The sequence below is a fragment of the Superficieibacter electus genome (assembly GCF_002915575.1).
GTDB classification, from domain to species: Bacteria; Pseudomonadota; Gammaproteobacteria; order Enterobacterales; family Enterobacteriaceae; genus Superficieibacter; species Superficieibacter electus.
Genome location: NZ_PQGD01000006.1, coordinates 40311 through 57399 on the forward strand (window position 1 = coordinate 40311; position 17089 = coordinate 57399).

Annotated in this window: 17 protein-coding genes and 1 tRNA gene; 11 read left to right on the forward strand and 7 right to left on the reverse strand. The window is 50.6% G+C overall.

Annotated features, from left to right (window positions below):
- The first annotated feature begins 216 nt into the window (after positions 1–216).
- On the forward strand, positions 217–501 hold the full coding sequence (locus tag CHU32_RS08495) for a hypothetical protein (protein ID WP_103675362.1): 285 nt from the start codon (positions 217–219) through the stop codon (positions 499–501).
- Between the two features lie 211 nt (positions 502–712).
- On the opposite strand, the gene CHU32_RS08500 is transcribed toward CHU32_RS08495, so the two are convergent.
- Both CHU32_RS08500 and CHU32_RS08505 read right to left on the reverse strand, forming a co-directional pair.
- A tRNA-Ser gene (locus tag CHU32_RS08500) sits at positions 713–800 on the reverse strand.
- Between the two features lie 134 nt (positions 801–934).
- The gene (locus CHU32_RS08505) at positions 935–2563 is read right to left on the reverse strand and encodes an ABC transporter substrate-binding protein (protein WP_103675363.1); all 1629 of its coding nucleotides are present in this window, start codon (positions 2561–2563) and stop codon (positions 935–937) included.
- A 271-nt stretch (positions 2564–2834) separates the two neighbouring features.
- On the opposite strand from CHU32_RS08505, the gene yccA reads away from it, so the two are divergent.
- Complete coding sequence (gene yccA / locus CHU32_RS08510) at positions 2835–3494, forward strand: FtsH protease modulator YccA (RefSeq protein WP_103675364.1); 660 nt, start codon at positions 2835–2837, stop codon at positions 3492–3494.
- Between the two features lie 89 nt (positions 3495–3583).
- Positions 3584–3913, forward strand: a complete 330-nt coding sequence (tusE, locus tag CHU32_RS08515) for a sulfurtransferase TusE (RefSeq protein WP_103675571.1) — start codon at positions 3584–3586, stop codon at positions 3911–3913.
- On the opposite strand, the gene yccX is transcribed toward tusE, so the two are convergent.
- Positions 3910–4203, reverse strand: coding sequence for an acylphosphatase (gene yccX, locus CHU32_RS08520; RefSeq protein ID WP_103675365.1), 294 nt, complete (start codon positions 4201–4203; stop codon positions 3910–3912). The two genes, tusE and yccX, sit on opposite strands and share 4 nt — an antisense overlap.
- Before the next feature lie 149 nt (positions 4204–4352).
- On the opposite strand from yccX, the gene rlmI reads away from it, so the two are divergent.
- Both rlmI and hspQ read left to right on the forward strand, forming a co-directional pair.
- The gene (gene rlmI / locus CHU32_RS08525; RefSeq protein ID WP_103675366.1) at positions 4353–5543 is read left to right on the forward strand and encodes a 23S rRNA (cytosine(1962)-C(5))-methyltransferase RlmI; all 1191 of its coding nucleotides are present in this window, start codon (positions 4353–4355) and stop codon (positions 5541–5543) included.
- A gap of 61 nt (positions 5544–5604) precedes the next feature.
- Complete coding sequence (gene hspQ / locus CHU32_RS08530) at positions 5605–5922, forward strand: heat shock protein HspQ (RefSeq protein ID WP_103675367.1); 318 nt, start codon at positions 5605–5607, stop codon at positions 5920–5922.
- Positions 5923–5971: 49 nt separating this feature from the next.
- On the opposite strand, the gene CHU32_RS08535 is transcribed toward hspQ, so the two are convergent.
- Complete coding sequence (locus tag CHU32_RS08535) at positions 5972–6385, reverse strand: CoA-binding protein (RefSeq protein ID WP_103675368.1); 414 nt, start codon at positions 6383–6385, stop codon at positions 5972–5974.
- A gap of 176 nt (positions 6386–6561) precedes the next feature.
- Between CHU32_RS08535 and mgsA the strand changes: the two genes are divergently transcribed.
- On the forward strand, positions 6562–7020 hold the full coding sequence (gene mgsA / locus CHU32_RS08540) for a methylglyoxal synthase (protein WP_103675369.1): 459 nt from the start codon (positions 6562–6564) through the stop codon (positions 7018–7020).
- Positions 7021–7022: 2 nt separating this feature from the next.
- On the opposite strand, the gene helD is transcribed toward mgsA, so the two are convergent.
- Positions 7023–9077: a DNA helicase IV gene (helD, locus tag CHU32_RS08545; RefSeq protein WP_103675370.1), complete on the reverse strand. Its 2055-nt coding sequence runs from the start codon at positions 9075–9077 to the stop codon at positions 7023–7025.
- Between the two features lie 198 nt (positions 9078–9275).
- Here helD and yccS point away from each other — a divergent pair, with 198 nt between their 5' ends.
- The 3 genes from yccS (at position 9276) to CHU32_RS08560 (ending at position 13640) form a co-directional block, all read left to right on the forward strand.
- The gene (gene yccS / locus CHU32_RS08550) at positions 9276–11411 is read left to right on the forward strand and encodes a YccS family putative transporter (RefSeq protein ID WP_103675371.1); all 2136 of its coding nucleotides are present in this window, start codon (positions 9276–9278) and stop codon (positions 11409–11411) included.
- Positions 11412–11737: 326 nt separating this feature from the next.
- Complete coding sequence (locus CHU32_RS08555) at positions 11738–13009, forward strand: PTS sugar transporter subunit IIC (RefSeq protein WP_103675372.1); 1272 nt, start codon at positions 11738–11740, stop codon at positions 13007–13009.
- A gap of 28 nt (positions 13010–13037) precedes the next feature.
- Complete coding sequence (locus tag CHU32_RS08560) at positions 13038–13640, forward strand: hypothetical protein (RefSeq protein ID WP_103675373.1); 603 nt, start codon at positions 13038–13040, stop codon at positions 13638–13640.
- A 57-nt stretch (positions 13641–13697) separates the two neighbouring features.
- Here the strand turns inward: CHU32_RS08560 and CHU32_RS08565 are convergent, their stop codons facing one another.
- Positions 13698–14312: a TfoX/Sxy family DNA transformation protein gene (locus tag CHU32_RS08565; RefSeq protein ID WP_103675374.1), complete on the reverse strand. Its 615-nt coding sequence runs from the start codon at positions 14310–14312 to the stop codon at positions 13698–13700.
- Between the two features lie 217 nt (positions 14313–14529).
- Between CHU32_RS08565 and sulA the strand changes: the two genes are divergently transcribed.
- Entirely contained in the window at positions 14530–15036 is a 507-nt protein-coding gene (gene sulA / locus CHU32_RS08570) for an SOS-induced cell division inhibitor SulA (RefSeq protein ID WP_103675572.1), read from the forward strand.
- A gap of 352 nt (positions 15037–15388) precedes the next feature.
- Positions 15389–16444, forward strand: a complete 1056-nt coding sequence (gene ompA / locus CHU32_RS08575) for a porin OmpA (RefSeq protein WP_103675375.1) — start codon at positions 15389–15391, stop codon at positions 16442–16444.
- Positions 16445–16506: 62 nt separating this feature from the next.
- Here the strand turns inward: ompA and matP are convergent, their stop codons facing one another.
- Positions 16507–16959, reverse strand: a complete 453-nt coding sequence (gene matP / locus CHU32_RS08580; RefSeq protein ID WP_103675376.1) for a macrodomain Ter protein MatP — start codon at positions 16957–16959, stop codon at positions 16507–16509.
- Between the last annotated feature and the right edge of the window lie 130 nt (positions 16960–17089).

Genomic DNA, 17089 nt, shown 5'->3' on the forward strand with positions numbered 1-17089 from the left:
AAGAAATATGCTCAGCACAAAAGCACAGATCCACCTTGTGATTCATGCAAAGACATGTACTCTTAACAGTCCTGCCAGACTTTCGAACCGTGTCGTGAGTAAACAGATGTCCATACAGACATCCTGACAGACCTTAAGTGAAGCCAAAGACAGATTCTCGTCTGCCCAAACTTTCCTTCCTGAACTCATTAAAATTACTACCAATAAGTGGCTGTTATGTATAAAGAAAACAAAAAGCTCACTGACCTTATTCTTGGCGAAGCCGTGATCAAAATATTGGATGCTGATGCACCGATTAGTTTTGACACGCTTCTGATTGAACTTGAATCAATGTTGATGGCTGAAAGCATCGCTGAAAGAAAAAGAGCCATCCTTTCAGCCATTAATTTAGTTAAGGCCAATCTGCCGAAAACGGGCGCTGCAACTTCCCAACGGACAAATTGCGCAAGGGAGATTGTATTTTTTTCAAGGTTTATGCCTACCAATGCACCCGGCGAATAACCCACTTCAATTCAGCGGCTTTCAATGATTTCTGACAGACCAGGGAGGGTCTGAACGCGTTTTTCATAAAAATGATGAACGACGACAGGATGACGAAATCTCACCCTCTTTAGTTTTCCTCAGGGAAAGGAAGCAAAGGGAGGGTAATCAAGAAAATTTCTACGAAGCAAAAGCAACAAGGGGTTACCTTTCGGTAACCCCTTGTTTTGTTTGGCGGAAGCGTAGAGATTCGAACTCTAGAACCCTTTCGGGTCGCCGGTTTTCAAGACCGGTGCCTTCAACCGCTCGGCCACGCTTCCGGGTTGAGGCGCACTATAAACATCCCTATGCACTGTGTAAAGCCCTATTGTGTTCGTTTGCCTGAAAAATCAGCAAAATGCTGTTAGTCGCCTGAAATAACAGCATATTGACCAGTAAATCAGCACAATCACGCTTAATGTTTTTTGATGTACAAATCTTTTGTGAAGTAATAGCCCAGGCTGTCAGGCGTAAATCCGCCAATCCACGGTTTTACCAGGTGGGTGCGTACATAGTGATAGACCGGGATCGCCGGAACATCCTGCGCCAGAATATCTTCCGCCTGCTGATAATATTGCCCTCGCGTCTTCACCTCAGCGGCTCTCGCCGCGTTTGCCAGCGCCTCATCGTAAGCGGCGTTACTGTATTTGCTGGTATTCTCACTGTCGTTGGTACGAAAGTTGTTGAGGAAAGTCGCTGCATCGTCATAGTCGGCAATCCAGGCGTAACGCACCACGTCAAAACTACCGGTATGCATGGCGTCCAGCATGGTTTTCCATTCCTGATTTTGCAATTTCACTTCCACGCCAAGATTTTTCTTCCACATGGAACTGGCGGCAATGGCGATACGCTGATGCGTTTCCATCGTGTTATAAAGTAAACTAAACGACAGCGGGTGATCCTGACCAAACCCCGCTTCGGCCAGCAGCTTCTTCGCTTCGGTAAGCCGTTTTTCACGCGGCCAGTTCGCATAGTCCGGACCATGCAGTTTAGTGCCGCCGATTTCTGGCTGGCTAATCACCCATGCTGCACGTTGCCCCTGCCCCATCACTTTTTCAGCAATAATGTCTTTATCCAGCGCCATATTAAGTGCCCGCCGCACACGCGGGTCGTTGAACGGGGCTTTGGTGGTATTGAATTGATAGTAATACGTCGCTAATTGCGGCGAGACGTTAACCTCCGTACCGAGCGTTTTTTTCAACTGCGCGAACTGATTCACCGGCACGGTAGAGGTTATATCAATTTCGCCAGCACGGTAACGGTTGACGTCAGCGGTCTCTGAAGATAGTGGTAGATAAGTGACTTTATTGATTATCGTTTTCTTATCATCCCAGTAACGCGGATTACGCAGCGCGACAATGCGCTCATTGACTACCCATTCGGAAAGCTTATACGCGCCGCTGCTGACAAAATGCTCAGGTCTTGACCATTTATCGCCGAAGCGATTAATCAGAACTTTGTCGACGGGAACCAGAGAAGGATGCGCCAGCATGGCGAGGAAAGCAGCGGTAGGCTGGGTCAGGGTAACTTCAAGCGTCGTATCGTTAATGGCTTTGACACCTAACGATTCCGGCGGCTTTTTACCCTGGGCTATGTCAGCCGCATTGACGATATGCATATTGCCGGGATAACTGGCATAGGGTGAAGTCGTTTTCGGGTCAACCAGTCGCTGCCAGCTAAAAACAAAATCCTGTGCAGTAATTGCTGTGCCGTCAGACCAGGTAATACCGGGACGTAAATGGAACGTCCAGACAGTATTATCTTTATTCTCCCAGCTCGCCGCGAGATGTGGCTCAATAGTACCGTCAATATTTACACCGACCAGTCCGTCGAACATATCGCTGATAAGATTGAACTCAACGTCACTTTCTACTTTATGCGGGTCCAGGGATGCAGGTTCGCTGCCATTATTTCTGACCAGTTCTTGTTGTACTGCAAGCGCGGTTCCGGGCGGAACCTGTGCCGCCAGCGTACAGGGCGTAATCGCCAATAAACTCGCTGCTAACAGTGTGTAATTACAGGTCTTATAGGTAATCCGATTCATTTCCTTTGCCTCATCAAATGGTTGCCGCGTCTGACGCTCACTCCACTCTTAACGACTGTTCGCAGGCAAAGCAATCCTTTTTAGTAACCTATAAGATATTGATCTCGTCTTCTGATAAGATCGTTCATTCCTCCTGCCAGTAACGCCTTTAGAGTTATTTTATTCTGTGCAGAAAATCGTAATATGAGTAAAGATGGGTAAAACCGATATGCCGTTAGGCTTTGATTTTCTATTATTCTTGTTAATTACATCTGTCATAAGAGAGTGACTCATGGATCGTTTTATTACCGTTTCCCGCGATAGTTCATCGCTGCTTAGCACGCATAAAGTGCTGCGTAATACCTATTTTCTGCTTAGCCTGACGCTGGCGTTTTCGGCGATTACCGCAACGGCAAGCACGTTGCTTGCGCTGCCGTCGCCGGGTCTGATTCTGACGCTGGTCGGGATGTACGGTTTGATGTTCCTGACGTACAAACTGGCTAACCAGCCTTCAGGGATTCTGGCGGCTTTCGCCTTCACTGGCTTCCTGGGCTATATCCTTGGACCTATTCTTAACGCCTACCTTTCCGCCGGAATGGGTGATGTGATTGGTATGGCGCTGGGCGGTACCGCGCTGGTATTCTTCTGCTGTTCAGCCTATGTACTGACCACGCGTAAAGATATGTCTTTCCTCGGCGGGATGCTGATGGCGGGTATTGTGGTAGTGCTGGTAGGAATGGTTGCCAATATCTTCCTGCAATTGCCGGCTCTGCATCTGGCGATCAGCGCCGTATTTATCCTGATTTCATCCGGGGCGATCCTGTTTGAGACCAGCAATATCATTCGCGGCGGCGAAACGAACTACATCCGTGCTACCGTTAGCCTGTATGTCTCGCTGTATAATATCTTTATCAGCTTGCTGAGTATCCTGGGCTTCGCCAGCCGCGATTAACGCTCATCGCCGTTAACAAAGCCTCGCTTATGCGGGGCTTTGTTTTTTGCTACACTGCCGCCAGTTAACAGAATAACGTGTGAATGACGATGTTGAACTTTGCAGGCCGCGAAATTGAAACCGATAGCGAAGGCTACCTGAAAGACACTCAGCAGTGGAGCGAAGCGCTTGCCGGGCTGATTGCTGAGCAGGAAGGCATTACGCTTTCCCCCGAACACTGGGAAGTCGTGCGTTTTGTACGTGCGTTTTATCTTGAATTTAACACTTCACCCGCTATTCGTATGCTGGTGAAAGCGATGGCAAAAACCTATGGCGAGGAGAAAGGTAACAGCCGCTATCTTTACCGCCTTTTTCCTAAAGGCCCGGCTAAGCAGGCAACAAAGATTGCTGGCCTGCCCAAACCGGTCAAATGTATTTAATAGCGAATGGTAAATTTGCGCCAGGACGAGTCGCCCTGCGAAGGTTCCGTCAGCACCTTTTCAACGCGGGCGCTGCGGGGGCCACCTGCTTTTAACCACGTCAGCAGTTGTTCCACCCGTTCATTTTCGCCACAGGCGACGACCTCTACGCTGCCATCATCAAGATTACGCGCGTAGCCGGTAAGGCCCAGCTTCTGTGCTTCATATTGCGTGGTATAGCGAAACCCGACGCCCTGGACTCTGCCATAAACCCAGCATTTTATGCAACGGGACGATTTTTCATCAGACATAGCCACCTCACGATGTCAAAACCTGAAGGTAAGTTTAACAGCACATCAGCATTGCAGGATACTGAAGAACGGTTTCCTTAACGCGTTGCAATTTCCGGGCGAAGTCGGGAAAATGCGCGAAATTTCTTTATCAGACAGAAAAGTAAATTATGAGCGTACGTTTAGTGTTAGCGAAAGGGCGGGAGAAATCTCTGCTGCGCCGCCATCCGTGGATCTTCTCCGGTGCAGTTGCCCGTATGGAAGGCAAAGCCAGCCGGGGTGAGACCATTGATATTGTCGATCATCAGGGCAAATGGCTGGCACGGGGAGCCTACTCTCCTGACTCACAGATCCGCGCCCGCGTCTGGACTTTTGACCCGCAGGAGTCAGTTGATATCGACTTTTTCGTGCGCCGCCTGCAACGTGCGCAAACCTGGCGCGACTGGCTGGCGAAGCGCGACGGACTGGATGCCTGGCGCGTGATCGCCGGAGAATCTGATGGCCTGCCTGGCGTTACCATCGACCGCTTTGGTCATTTTCTGGTGCTGCAGCTGCTGAGCGCTGGCGCAGAGTACCAGCGCGCGGCACTGATCTCCGCCCTTCAGTCACTGTGGCCGGAATGTGCCATTTACGATCGCAGCGACGTTGCGGTGCGTAAAAAAGAAGGTCTTGAGCTGAGCCAGGGACCGGTTACCGGCGAACTGCCCCCCGATCTGCTGCCAATTCAGGAGCACGGTATGAAGCTGCTGGTGGATATCAAGGCTGGCCATAAAACTGGTTATTATCTCGATCAGCGCGACAGCCGTCTTGCCACCCGTCGCTACGTCGAAGACGCCCGCGTGCTGAACTGCTTCTCTTATACCGGCGGCTTTGCCGTTTCCGCGCTGATGGGCGGCTGCCGCCAGGTCATCAGCGTCGACACCTCGCAGGAAGCGCTGGATGTGGCGAAACAAAACGTGGAGCTCAACCAGCTCGATCTCAGCAAAGCGGAATTTGTGCGCGATGACGTTTTTAAATTGCTACGCAAGTATCGCGACAGCGGCGAGAAATTTGACGTCATCGTCATGGACCCGCCGAAGTTTGTCGAAAATAAAAGCCAGCTACAGGGTGCCTGCCGCGGCTATAAAGACATTAATATGCTGGCGATCCAGTTGCTTAACCCCGGCGGCGTACTGCTGACCTTCTCCTGTTCTGGCCTGATGACCAGCGATTTATTCCAGAAAATTGTCGCTGATGCCGCTATAGATGCCGGACGTGATATACAATTTATAGAGCAGTTCCGTCAGGCCGCCGATCACCCGGTGATCGCTACCTATCCGGAAGGACTCTATCTGAAAGGGTTTGCCTGTCGCGTCATGTAACTTGAAAACGGGAAATTTAGCCCCACATTCCTTGTAGAGCGATTTTCCCCGGGAGGTGACAATGATTGCCAGCAAATATGGCATTGGTCAGCAGGTCCGCCACACCCTGCTGGGCTATCTGGGCGTAATTGTGGATGTGGACGCTGAGTATTCTCTTGATGAACCGGCCGCTGATGAAATGGCGGTTAATGACGAGCTGCGTGCGGCTCCCTGGTATCATGTGGTAATGGAAGATGACAGCGGCCAGCCCGTGCACACTTATCTTGCCGAAGCTCAACTCAGCGGCGAGATGCTGGAGGAGCATCCGGAACAGCCTTCTATGGATGAACTGGCCCGGACCATTCGCCGCCAGCTTCAGTCACCCAGACTTTGCCACTAATCTCCGCCTTTTAAAAAGCCCGTCGGCCTTGTGCCTGACGGGCTTTTTGTTATTTCGCCAGACCCAGACGGGGAATTTCAATTGCCGGGCAGCGATCCATCACCACGTTCAGTCCCGCGTCCTGCGCCAGCACCGCCGCCTGCTCATTGATTACGCCCAACTGAAGCCACAGGGTTTTGGCCCCCACGGCAATGGCGTCCTGCGCCACACCCCATGCGGCCTCAGAGTTACGGAATACATCGACCATATCGATTTTCTCCGGCACCTCGGCCAGGGTGGCATATCCTTTTTGTCCCAGTAGCGTCGTTCCTGCTACTTTGGGTGAAACCGGGATCACGTGATAGCCCTGGTCGAGCAGATATTTCATGACCCGATAGCTCGGACGTTCCGGTTTATCGCTCGCGCCGACCAGCGCAATGGTACGCGTTGATGTCAGGATGCCTGCAATATCATTTTCTTTCATCTTATCCTCCGGGCAGTTTCAGCCAGTGTACGATAATCCTGGCAGAGCGGCCACAGAACCCCCAAGGAGGTATCTGAAAATCGCCGTCAGAGATTATTCACATTTTTTGCTGGCGCAGGTTGCAGCGGCAGTCACATCCAGTAATCTGTAGGCAAATCACACTACGGATAATTATCATGGAACTTACAACACGCTCTCTCCCGCCGCGTAAGCATATTGCGCTGGTAGCACACGATCACTGCAAAGAGATGCTCATGAAATGGGTGCAGCGCCATCAGCCATTACTGGCGCAGCACGTTCTGTATGCGACCGGCACCACGGGGAATTTGATTCAGCGCGCCACCGGGCTTGAGGTAAATGCCATGCTTAGCGGCCCAATGGGGGGCGATCAGCAGGTCGGCGCAATGATTTCAGAAGGCAAAATCGATGTGCTGATTTTTCTCTGGGACCCTCTTAACGCTGTACCGCACGACCCGGACGTGAAAGCCCTGCTGCGCCTGGCCACGGTGTGGAATATTCCAGTGGCAACGAACGTTTCAACCGCCGATTTTATTATTCAGTCGCCGCAATTTAACGATAGCATTGATATTCTGATCCCGGATTATCAGCGCTATCTTTCTGAACGGCTGAAGTAACGTCAGGGTTTACGCGCGACCGGTACATCAAGCTGCTTCAATGCTGCGACAAAGCGGGATGGCCGGTCCTTATTAAACAGTAACCAGACGCGCGCCCGCGCCCGGGTAATTGCCACATATAGCAGACGACGCTCTTCCGCGTCCGCAAAATCCTCAGGCTGTGCAAGCAGGGCCTGCTCCATCACCGACTCGCGTGCCGGCGCAGGAAAACCCTCCTGCCCTTCCTGCAATCCAAGTATAATCACGTAATCCGCCTGCTGGCCTTTACTGGCATGAATGGTCATAAACTCCAGGTTCAGGTTTGGCCAGCGGGTGGCAGCTTTTTCCAGTACGTCGGGTTTAAGGTGATGATAACGCGCGAGAAGCAAAATCCGCTCTTCTGCCCGAACATAGCCGCTAAGCTTGTCCAGCAGGGCATCAAGCTGATCTTCGGCTAACAGCGTGACCGCTTTTTTATCGCCCGCTTTAAGGCTGTTGAGCGGCTTCTTAAGCTGATGCGGGTTTTGCTGAATCAAGCCATTGGCAATCTCGCCAATGCGCCCGTTAAAACGGTAGGTGGTATCCAGCACACAGCGGTCCCCTTCGCCAAAGTAGTGATGAAACGCGGTTGTCAGGGTCATTTGCGCGCCGCTAAAGCGGTAAATAGCCTGCCAGTCGTCGCCAACCGCAAACAGCGTGGTGTGAGAGTTCTGCTTCCGCAGCGCCGTCAGCAGGGCAGCACGCTGTGGCGAGATATCCTGAAACTCATCGACCAGAATATGCTTCCATGGACTAACAAAGCGTCCCTTTTCCAGGATATTGATGGCCTGATGAATGAGCCCCGGAAAATCCACCGCGTTCTCTGCCTTTAGCGCTGATTTCCAGGCTTTGAGCAGCGGTGCCATCAATTTAATGCGGCGGCTGAAGAGATCGCGCACCTCTTCCGGCGCTGAAGCGATCATCTCTGCCTGCGCACCACCGTGCATCCGCATCAGACTCACCCAGCGATCGAGACGGCTTGCTATCCGCCGCAGCACACTTTTATCGTTCCAGAAACTGCCCTGCGGAAGTTCCCATTCCATTTCCTCTTCCAGCCACTGCCGCCAGCCTTTGGCCTGGGCTTTTTTCTCCTGACACTGCTGTTGCCAGACGTCGGTTAATAATGCCTGGCGTGCGGGCGTGTTGTTCTCCAGTGTACTGACTTGCGGAACCTTTTTGCTGCCCTGACGGATAATATGTAATGCCAGTGAATGAAAGGTACGAGCGGAGATATCCTCAGTATGCAGTCGTTCACGTATTCGCTCATCCATTTCTTCAGCCGCTTTACGCCCGAAAGCCAGTAGCAGGATCTGATCTGCAGCTGCCTCGCCGCGGGCCAGCAGCCAACCCGCCCGTGCGACCAGGACCGACGTTTTGCCACTCCCCGCCCCGGCCAGCACCAGCAACGACTGTTCACCGTTCACCACCGCCCGGGCCTGCGCCGGATTTAGCGGTGAGGTTTCAACCTGTTCAAAGAATGATGCGTACTGGCTAAGCATAGTTTCAGTAAACGCCTGATTATGCGCCAGCCGACAGCTTTCGCTATCCTTAAGCCACGCCTGACACTGCCGCCAGGATTCGCGGCAGTTATCAAAGCTGTCAAGGCGGCTGGTCGGGACCGGCAATGCATCAAGAGCATTGCGGATCTGCTGTTGAAGCCCCTGAGTTTGCTGACGTGTCAGCCATTTGCCTTCACTGCTGCTGCGGGCAATCTCCGCCAGTTGCTCATTCAGCACTCGCGCGGCAATCTCACTCATTTGCGCGCTCCAGGCTTCCCAGCGTGACATCAGGTGGCTATAAAAACGCAGCGTTTCACTCCACTCCGTGCCGTGCAGGCGCACAACTTTATCTTCCGGCAACACAAATTCCAGTTCGCCCCACACCAGTCCACGCTTACAGTGAACCGAAACTAACTGGTTGAAAGGAATAAGATATTCATGGCGTTCACCCGAGACTTTCACCCCGGCATTGAGTATTTCCACCCGGTCATAAGGGTGCTGTGCCATGCGTTTGCCCAGCGATGTGGCTTTCAGTTCCATGCGACGTTCGACCCTGACAATACCTGTTGTCACCCAGTTTAACCGTCAGATACCGGGTGCTCCAGCCAAAAAAACGTTACAATCATCGGGAACAATTATTCCCCTGCTTTTACTGAGGCTGTATGCGCACCGTTCTGAATATGCTCACATTTGTTCTGGCAGCATCTCTATCTGTTTTGGTACAGGATCGCTAACGCTATGCTAAGCCCTCTGATTCGTCGCTATACCGGCAACAGCGTCTGGCTTTATAACGTCAGGATTTTTATCGCCCTGTGCGGCACGGCCGCCTTGCCCTGGTGGCTGGGAGAGGTAAAGCTCACTATCCCTTTGACTCTCGGAGTCGTGGCGGCGGCGCTGGCAGATCTGGATGACCGCCTCACCGGACGTTTACGCAATCTGGCGATTACGCTTATCAGCTTTTTTATCGCTTCCGCATCGGTAGAACTGTTGTTTGACTGGCCATGGCTATTTGCCATCGGCCTGACCATTTCCACCAGCAGTTTCATTTTGTTAGGGGGACTGGGGCAGCGCTACGCCACTATCGCTTTTGGCGCGCTATTGATTGCCGTCTATACCATGCTTGGCGTGTCGTTATATGAGCACTGGTATCAGCAACCGTTGCTGCTGCTGGCAGGAGCCGTCTGGTATAATTTGCTGACGCTGAGCGGGCACCTTATTTTTCCCATTCGCCCGTTGCAGGATAACCTTGCCCGCAGCTACGAGCAGTTGGCACATTATCTTGAGCTAAAATCCCGCTTATTCGATCCGGATATTGAGGAAGAAAGCCAGGCTCCGATGTACGAACTGGCGCTGGCTAACGGGCAGCTCGTTGCTACCTTAAATCAAACTAAAGCGTCACTGTTAACACGCCTGCGTGGCGATCGGGGACAGCGCGGTACGCGACAAACACTGCACTCTTATTTTGTCGCCCAGGACATTCACGAGCGTGCCAGCTCTTCGCACATTCAGTATCAAACGTTGCGCGACAGTTTTCGTTATAGCGATGTTATGTTTCGCTTTCAGCGGTTGCTATCAATGCAGGCGCAGGCCTGCCAGCAGCTTGCTCAGGCCATCCGGATGCGTACCCCCTGGCAGCACGATCCCCGTTTTGAAAAAGCCTTTATTCATCTGGATGCTGCGCTTGATCGGGTACGGGCCTCAGGCGTACCCGATGAACAGGCTAAGGCGCTGGGCTTTCTACTCAATAATTTACGTGCCATTGACGCACAACTGGCGACGATTGAATCCGGGCAGGCGCAGGTTCCCTCCCGTAACGAGACCGAAAACCTGCTGGCCGATGACCGTCTGCACGGTTTTAGCGATATTCGTACGCGTTTAGCCCGTAACATGACGCCGGAATCCGCGCTGTTTCGTCATGCCGTACGGATGTCGCTGGTGCTGTGTGTTGGTTATGCCTTTATTCAGTTTACCGGCCTGCATCATGGCTACTGGATCTTATTGACCAGCCTGTTTGTTTGTCAGCCCAACTATAATGCGACCCGCCATCGCCTGGCACTGCGCGTTATTGGCACCCTCGTCGGAGTAGCCATCGGTTTACCGGTTCTGTTTTTTGTGCCGTCTGTTGAGGGGCAACTGATTTTAATCGTGCTGACCGGAGTGCTATTTTTCGCGTTTCGTAACGTACAGTACGCCCATGCCACAATGTTCATTACGCTGCTGGTCTTGTTATGTTTTAACCTGCTGGGTGAAGGGTTTGAAGTGGCGTTGCCGCGCATTTTCGACACGCTAATCGGTTGTGCTATTGCCTGGGCGGCGGTCAGTTTTATCTGGCCGGACTGGCAGTTTCGTAATCTTCCGCGCGTGCTGGAGCAGGCAATCACTGCTAATTGTCGTTATCTCGATGCCATTCTTGAGCAATACCATCAGGGTCGTGATAATCGCCTGGCATACCGTATCGCGCGCCGGGACGCCTATCATCGCAATGCGGAACTGGCCTCGGTAGTATCAAACATGTCGACGGAACCTAACGCTTCTGCTGAGATGCGGGAAAAAGCATTCCGGCTTTTATGCCTGAACCATACTTTTACCAGCTATATTTCAGCACTGGGTGCGCACCGGGAAAAATTAAGCAACGAGGCAGTACTGAACCTGCTCGATGATGCGGTATGTTATGTTGATGATGCATTTCACCATACGCCAGACGATGAACCGCGAGTGCGTCAGGCGCTGGACGATCTTACTCTGCGCATTCATCATCTTGAACCTCATACCCAGAGTACCGAGCCGCTGGTTCTGCAACAGATTGGCCTGTTGATCGCCCTGCTGCCGGAAATTAGTCGCTTGCAGCAGCAGGTGACACCGCCTGTACAATAATGGTAGTGTCGCGCCTGGCAAGCGTGTTCAGGCGCGCTCCGATGATGCTTCAGACAATAAAGTTTTGCTAATATAAGTTATTCTTAATTTAATAAGGCGGTAGTTATTTTCAGGCTGGGAAATAGATAATACCAGCTTATTAATTAAAACCTTATGTATTCTCGCTCGCAATATTAATAATCACCCTATTTCTCCATAGCGTCTTTTTATGGACAGTGGCGGCATTACCGTTTGCAAAATCGCCCGGTGTTAGGTATACAGAAAAATAGCGCTCTGCAAAATATATTCTCCGTGAATGCAAAAGGATTTTAAATAAAGGATTGAATATGAATTTATCCGCACAACAGGAAGTCTTACAAAAGCTTCTCGTTCCCATTGCCAATAACATCGCGCAGCAGAAACACTTGCAGGCTATTAAAGATGGAATGATTGCCATTATTCCCATTATCATTGTTGGTTCATTCTCATTACTCCCTGTTGCCATTAAAAATCTGCTGGGAGAAGGTTCGGTCGCCGACTTTATAGGCGCACACTTGCATGGTCTGACGCTGGCCAGTCAGTTTACAACCGGGCTGGTATCTGTCTATGCTGCCTTTTTTATCGCCAATGCACTGGCGAAATCGTATGGCATTTCAACGCTTATTACCGGAGTTTCCGCCGTAATTATGCATATCATTTTGAGTGCTGCTATTACGGACGGGAAATTAAGCACGACATATCTGGGCGCTGAAGGTCTTTTTACCAGTATCGTTTCTGCTATCATTACAGTTGAAATTACACGGATGATGATCCAGCGAAAGTTGGTCATTAAAATGCCTGCTAGCGTGCCTCCCATGGTGATGGAAAGTTTTTTAGCGCTATTACCCCTTACCGTTACCGTTATTATTGCTGCGGTTATTTCAGTGAGTATTGTAGCCTTAACCGGGCAACCTTTTCCCCAATGGTTGATGACGATTCTGGCTCCGGCTGTAGACTCAATGGATACCTTACCAGCGATGCTAATTATTATTTTCCTGACACAGCTATTATGGTTTTTTGGCCTTCACGGTCCGGCAATTACCTCTGCGGTATGGGTTCCTTTTGCCGTCACCTATGGTGCTGCAAATATCGCCGCCTGGGGTGCCGGGCAACCCGTTGAACATTTCTTTACCTTTGGTTATTACTACGCGCTTCTTCAGGTTTCTGGTTCTGGCCTGACAATCGGACTGGTGATTATGATGTGTTTTTCCCGTTCGAAAAACCTTAGCTCCATGGGCAAAGCAGCTATTGTTCCCTCTTGTTTTGGCATTAATGAACCGGTCATTTTTGGCACGCCTGTTATTTTAAATCCCTGGCTGTTTATCCCTTTTGTTTTTGGCCCACTGGTTGTGACCTGCCTTTGTTACTTTGCGATAAGCACGGGCATTGTTGGGCATCCCATTGCTGAGCCGCCGGGCTTCCTGCCACCAGGGGTCGGCGCATTTTTAATGACGCTGGACATTAAAGCGGTGGTTCTGGTCGCGGTATGTCTGCTCCTTATGACCGCTTTTTACTATCCCTTCTTTAAGGCTATGGAAGCCCAGGAGTTACGTAAAGAGAACATGGTCAGGGACGCATAACTTTTAAAAAGAGAAGAGGAGCTATGAAATGACCTACGATATCTGGTCTGAATTAAAAACAAAGAATGATTTTCCTGCCGATGAAATTATTTCGGCGCTGCAAAAAAGCATTCGCCGTGGCCTCGTCGAGGAGGCATGCCGATTTGCCTATGAAATGTACACCACCTCTCCGTTATTGCTGGATAAACTATGGCGCAGACTGCTGGCTATCTCCGTTGAGGATATTGGTTTTGGCAACCTGGATGCTGCGGGGCTGGTACAAAACTTGTCTGAAATGCGTAAAAATTTTCCTTACGATGATGGCGATCAGCCTATCTTTTTTATTCATGCCATCCGTGTCTTGTGCAGTAGCGATAAAGATCGCTCCAGCGATCTGCTGAAAAACATCATTATTAAAAGCGTCGCCATGGGCGAATTGCCGGTCATTCCGGATGTCGCACTGGATAAGCACACCAAACGCGGTGCCGCAATGGGCAGAGGATCGATGCATTTTCTACATGAAGCGTCAAAGGTAATACCGCAGCTGGACGTTGATAATGGCTATAAAGAACGTTACGCCAAAATTCTGGAAAATTATGATGCACAGAACGTGGTTCCTGGCGCATTTACCTTTAATCGTACCCAGTATTGAAGGTTATGCTCAATAAAGGGGCGGCTGACGCCGCCCGCAACAGTCGTGTAATGCCTGCTATTCATTTCCGGGTGCGGGTATTTTCTCGAACCAGGTGGTTAACTGTTGACGCCTTTGCATCGGCAGCATGGCTTCATGCATGCCTGTAATAGCGCCTTCCAGCGCATAAAGCAGTCTGACCGATAAATATTTATTTTTCTCCCTGATCTTCAGCCACGCGACCTCCGCCCCTACTGCACGAAGCTCTTCCTCGCTACGAATCCCCACTTCTATTAGCAACATTTCCAGATGAAAAGTAATATTAGGCAGATCCTTAAGCCGCTTGACACCACCCCGCCGGGCTTTTTCCTGCCGGGCCGCCTGGAGCGAAAACGAACTGAGGTGCAAAAGCGTTTGCCGGTCGCTCCATAGCGCTTCATCGACCCGGTAATAATTCAGCAAGATGGGACGTCCTCGCTTTTGCAGCGTCAGTAAAGAGGTAGGGTGGTTGACGCGATAGGGTGCGCTTTCCTCGCAGACCCGAAGATATAAATCCCCATCGGCTACCATGGCAAAGACGGTGTTGTCTATCGCCAGGCTATATCCGCCAAAAAGTGCCCGATAGCGAATCGAGCCTAACGGTGAAAGGTATTCTTGCGACTGATAAATCCGTTTGTGTGAGATATTGCTCATGATTATTCCTTAAAAATCATGGATATAAAATATTAACATTACTAACGGATCCGCTAATCAGGAACATAGGCAACTTCGGGTCTTGCGGCAAGGTGAATTTCACGATCGGCTGCATTGAAGTTCAAATTTGCGAGTCGCTTTCAGAAAATGAGGTTGATCTTTATACGTGGCAGGGGTACTGTATATGCATACAGTAACTCACAGGGCTGGATTGATTATGTACACTTCAGGTCACGCAAATCGCACTTCTTCATTCCCGACAACCGCTAACGCCGGGTCCTGGTCCGCATCTGAATATTCAGCTGGCTTGATCAGTGAAATCGTTTATCAAGAAGACCAGCCCATGATGACACAGCTTCTGCTGCTCCCTCTTTTGCAACAGCTGGGGCAACAGTCTCGGTGGCAACTTTGGCTTACCCCTCAGCAGAAATTGAGCCGGGAATGGGTACAGTCTGCGGGGCTTCCTTTGACCAAACTAATGCAAATCAGTCAAATGTCTCCCTGCAATACACTGGCCTCTATGATTCGCGCGTTGCGTACGGGTAACTACAGCGTCGTAATCGGCTGGCTCTCTGATGAGTTAACACCCGAGGAATATTCACAATTGGCTGAAGCGGCAGAAGAAGGTCATGCCATGGGCTTCGTTATGCGCCCGATTCGGGGGGATAATCGTAGCGGCAGACATTCCGGCGGGTTAAAAATTCACTCAAATTTGTATCATTAATCGCAATTAAGAATTTTCCTGGCATTTTTTTTAATTTGCAGGCAACCTTTTTATTGTACAGGTAAATTTCGCGACAATGCTTGTCTGGTGCGGTTTCGCGTATAGTTGTCAGTCCAAAAATGACACACAAATGTTTCATATTATGTTCAGCAACCTTTTTTTTTCATATGCCTGACAGAGTTCACACTTGTAAGTTTCCAACTACGTTGTAGACTTTACATCGCCAGGGGTGCTCGTCTTAAGCTGCTAATAACGGCAATGTAATTAATGAGTCGCGCCCCCGGTGAAGGATTTAACCGTGAGTTTCTTTGAACATTCATGGCGATTTTTGGATGATAACGAGGCGCAAAAAATGAAAAAGACAGCTATCGCGATTGCAGTGGCACTGGCTGGCTTCGCTACCGTAGCGCAGGCCGCTCCGAAAGACGAAACCTGGTACACTGGTGCTAAACTGGGCTGGTCCCAGTATCATGACACCGGGTTTATCCCGAATGATGGCCCGACCCACGAAAACCAGCTTGGCGCTGGCGCTTTCGGTGGTTACCAGGTTAACCCGTATGTTGGTTTCGAACTGGGTTATGACTGGCTGGGCCGTATGCCTTACAAAGGCGACAACGTGAATGGCGCTTTCAAAGCACAGGGCATTCAGCTGACCACCAAACTGAGCTACCCGGTAGCTGACGACCTGGACGTCTATACTCGTCTGGGTGGTATGGTATGGCGTGCAGATGCTAAAGCTCAGTCTCGCGTAAGCGGTGACACCTTCAAAGATCACGATACCGGTGTTTCTCCGGTATTTGCTGGTGGTCTGGAGTGGGCTGTTACTCGTGATGTTGCTACCCGTCTGGAATACCAGTGGACCAACAACATTGGCGACGCTAACACCGTTGGTACTCGTCCGGACAACGGCCTGCTGAGCGTAGGTGTTTCCTACCGCTTTGGTCAGGAAGAAGCTGCACCGGTAGTTGCACCGGCACCGGCTCCGGCCCCTGAAGTACAGACCAAACACTTTACTCTGAAGTCTGACGTACTGTTCAACTTCAACAAAGCTACCCTGAAACCGGAAGGTCAGCAGGCGCTGGATCAGATGTACAACCAGCTGAGCAACCTTGATCCGAAAGACGGTTCTGTAGTGGTTCTGGGCTTCACTGACCGTATCGGTTCTGACGCTTACAACCAGGGTCTGTCTGAAAAACGTGCTCAGTCTGTTGTTGACTACCTGATCTCTAAAGGTATCCCGTCCAACAAGATCTCTGCACGTGGTATGGGTGAATCTAACCCGGTTACCGGCAATACCTGTGACAACGTGAAACCGCGTGCTGCGCTGATCGACTGCCTGGCTCCGGATCGTCGCGTTGAGATCGAAGTTAAAGGTATCAAAGACGTTGTAACTCAGCCGCAGGCTTAAGTTATCGTCTAATAAAAAACCCCGCAGCGCGGGGTTTTTTTTGTCTTTTATCCAGCAAGAATTTACTCTTTACCCAATAGCGCCTTAAGATCGCTTTTCAGGCTACTCATCTGATTGGCGTATTTCTCTTTATTTTCCGCATCCTCAATCAGTTGCACGATGGTTTCTGATAGCGTTTTGCCACGACGTTGCGCGAGTCCTGCCAGCCGTTGCCAGACAGCAAATTCAAGATCGATAGATTTTTTACGCGTATGCTGATGCTCAGCGTTAAAATGCCGCTTGCGCCGCGCGCGAATCGTTTGCTTCATGCGGTTCAACAACGCCGGATTGATATGTTGTTCAATCCATTTATTCACCTGAACCGGTTCATTTTCAAGCTTTAACAATAAATCGACGGCTTCTCTGGCGGCACTGGTTTCAATATAACGAGTGATCAGCTCACCCTCCCGATGTTTTTTTACCAGGTATTTCCACTTCCAGCCGCTTTCAAGGTTTTCCAGTTGTTGATATTTCATCGCGATCTCATATGTGACCGTGTAACTCATTCAGGATAACAGTTTTTTTGCGCTGTGCTGAGCAGAAATCGCCTGCACCCTCCGAAATGCGTTTTAGCACACGTTGATTATCTATTATCCGTGTGCTCAC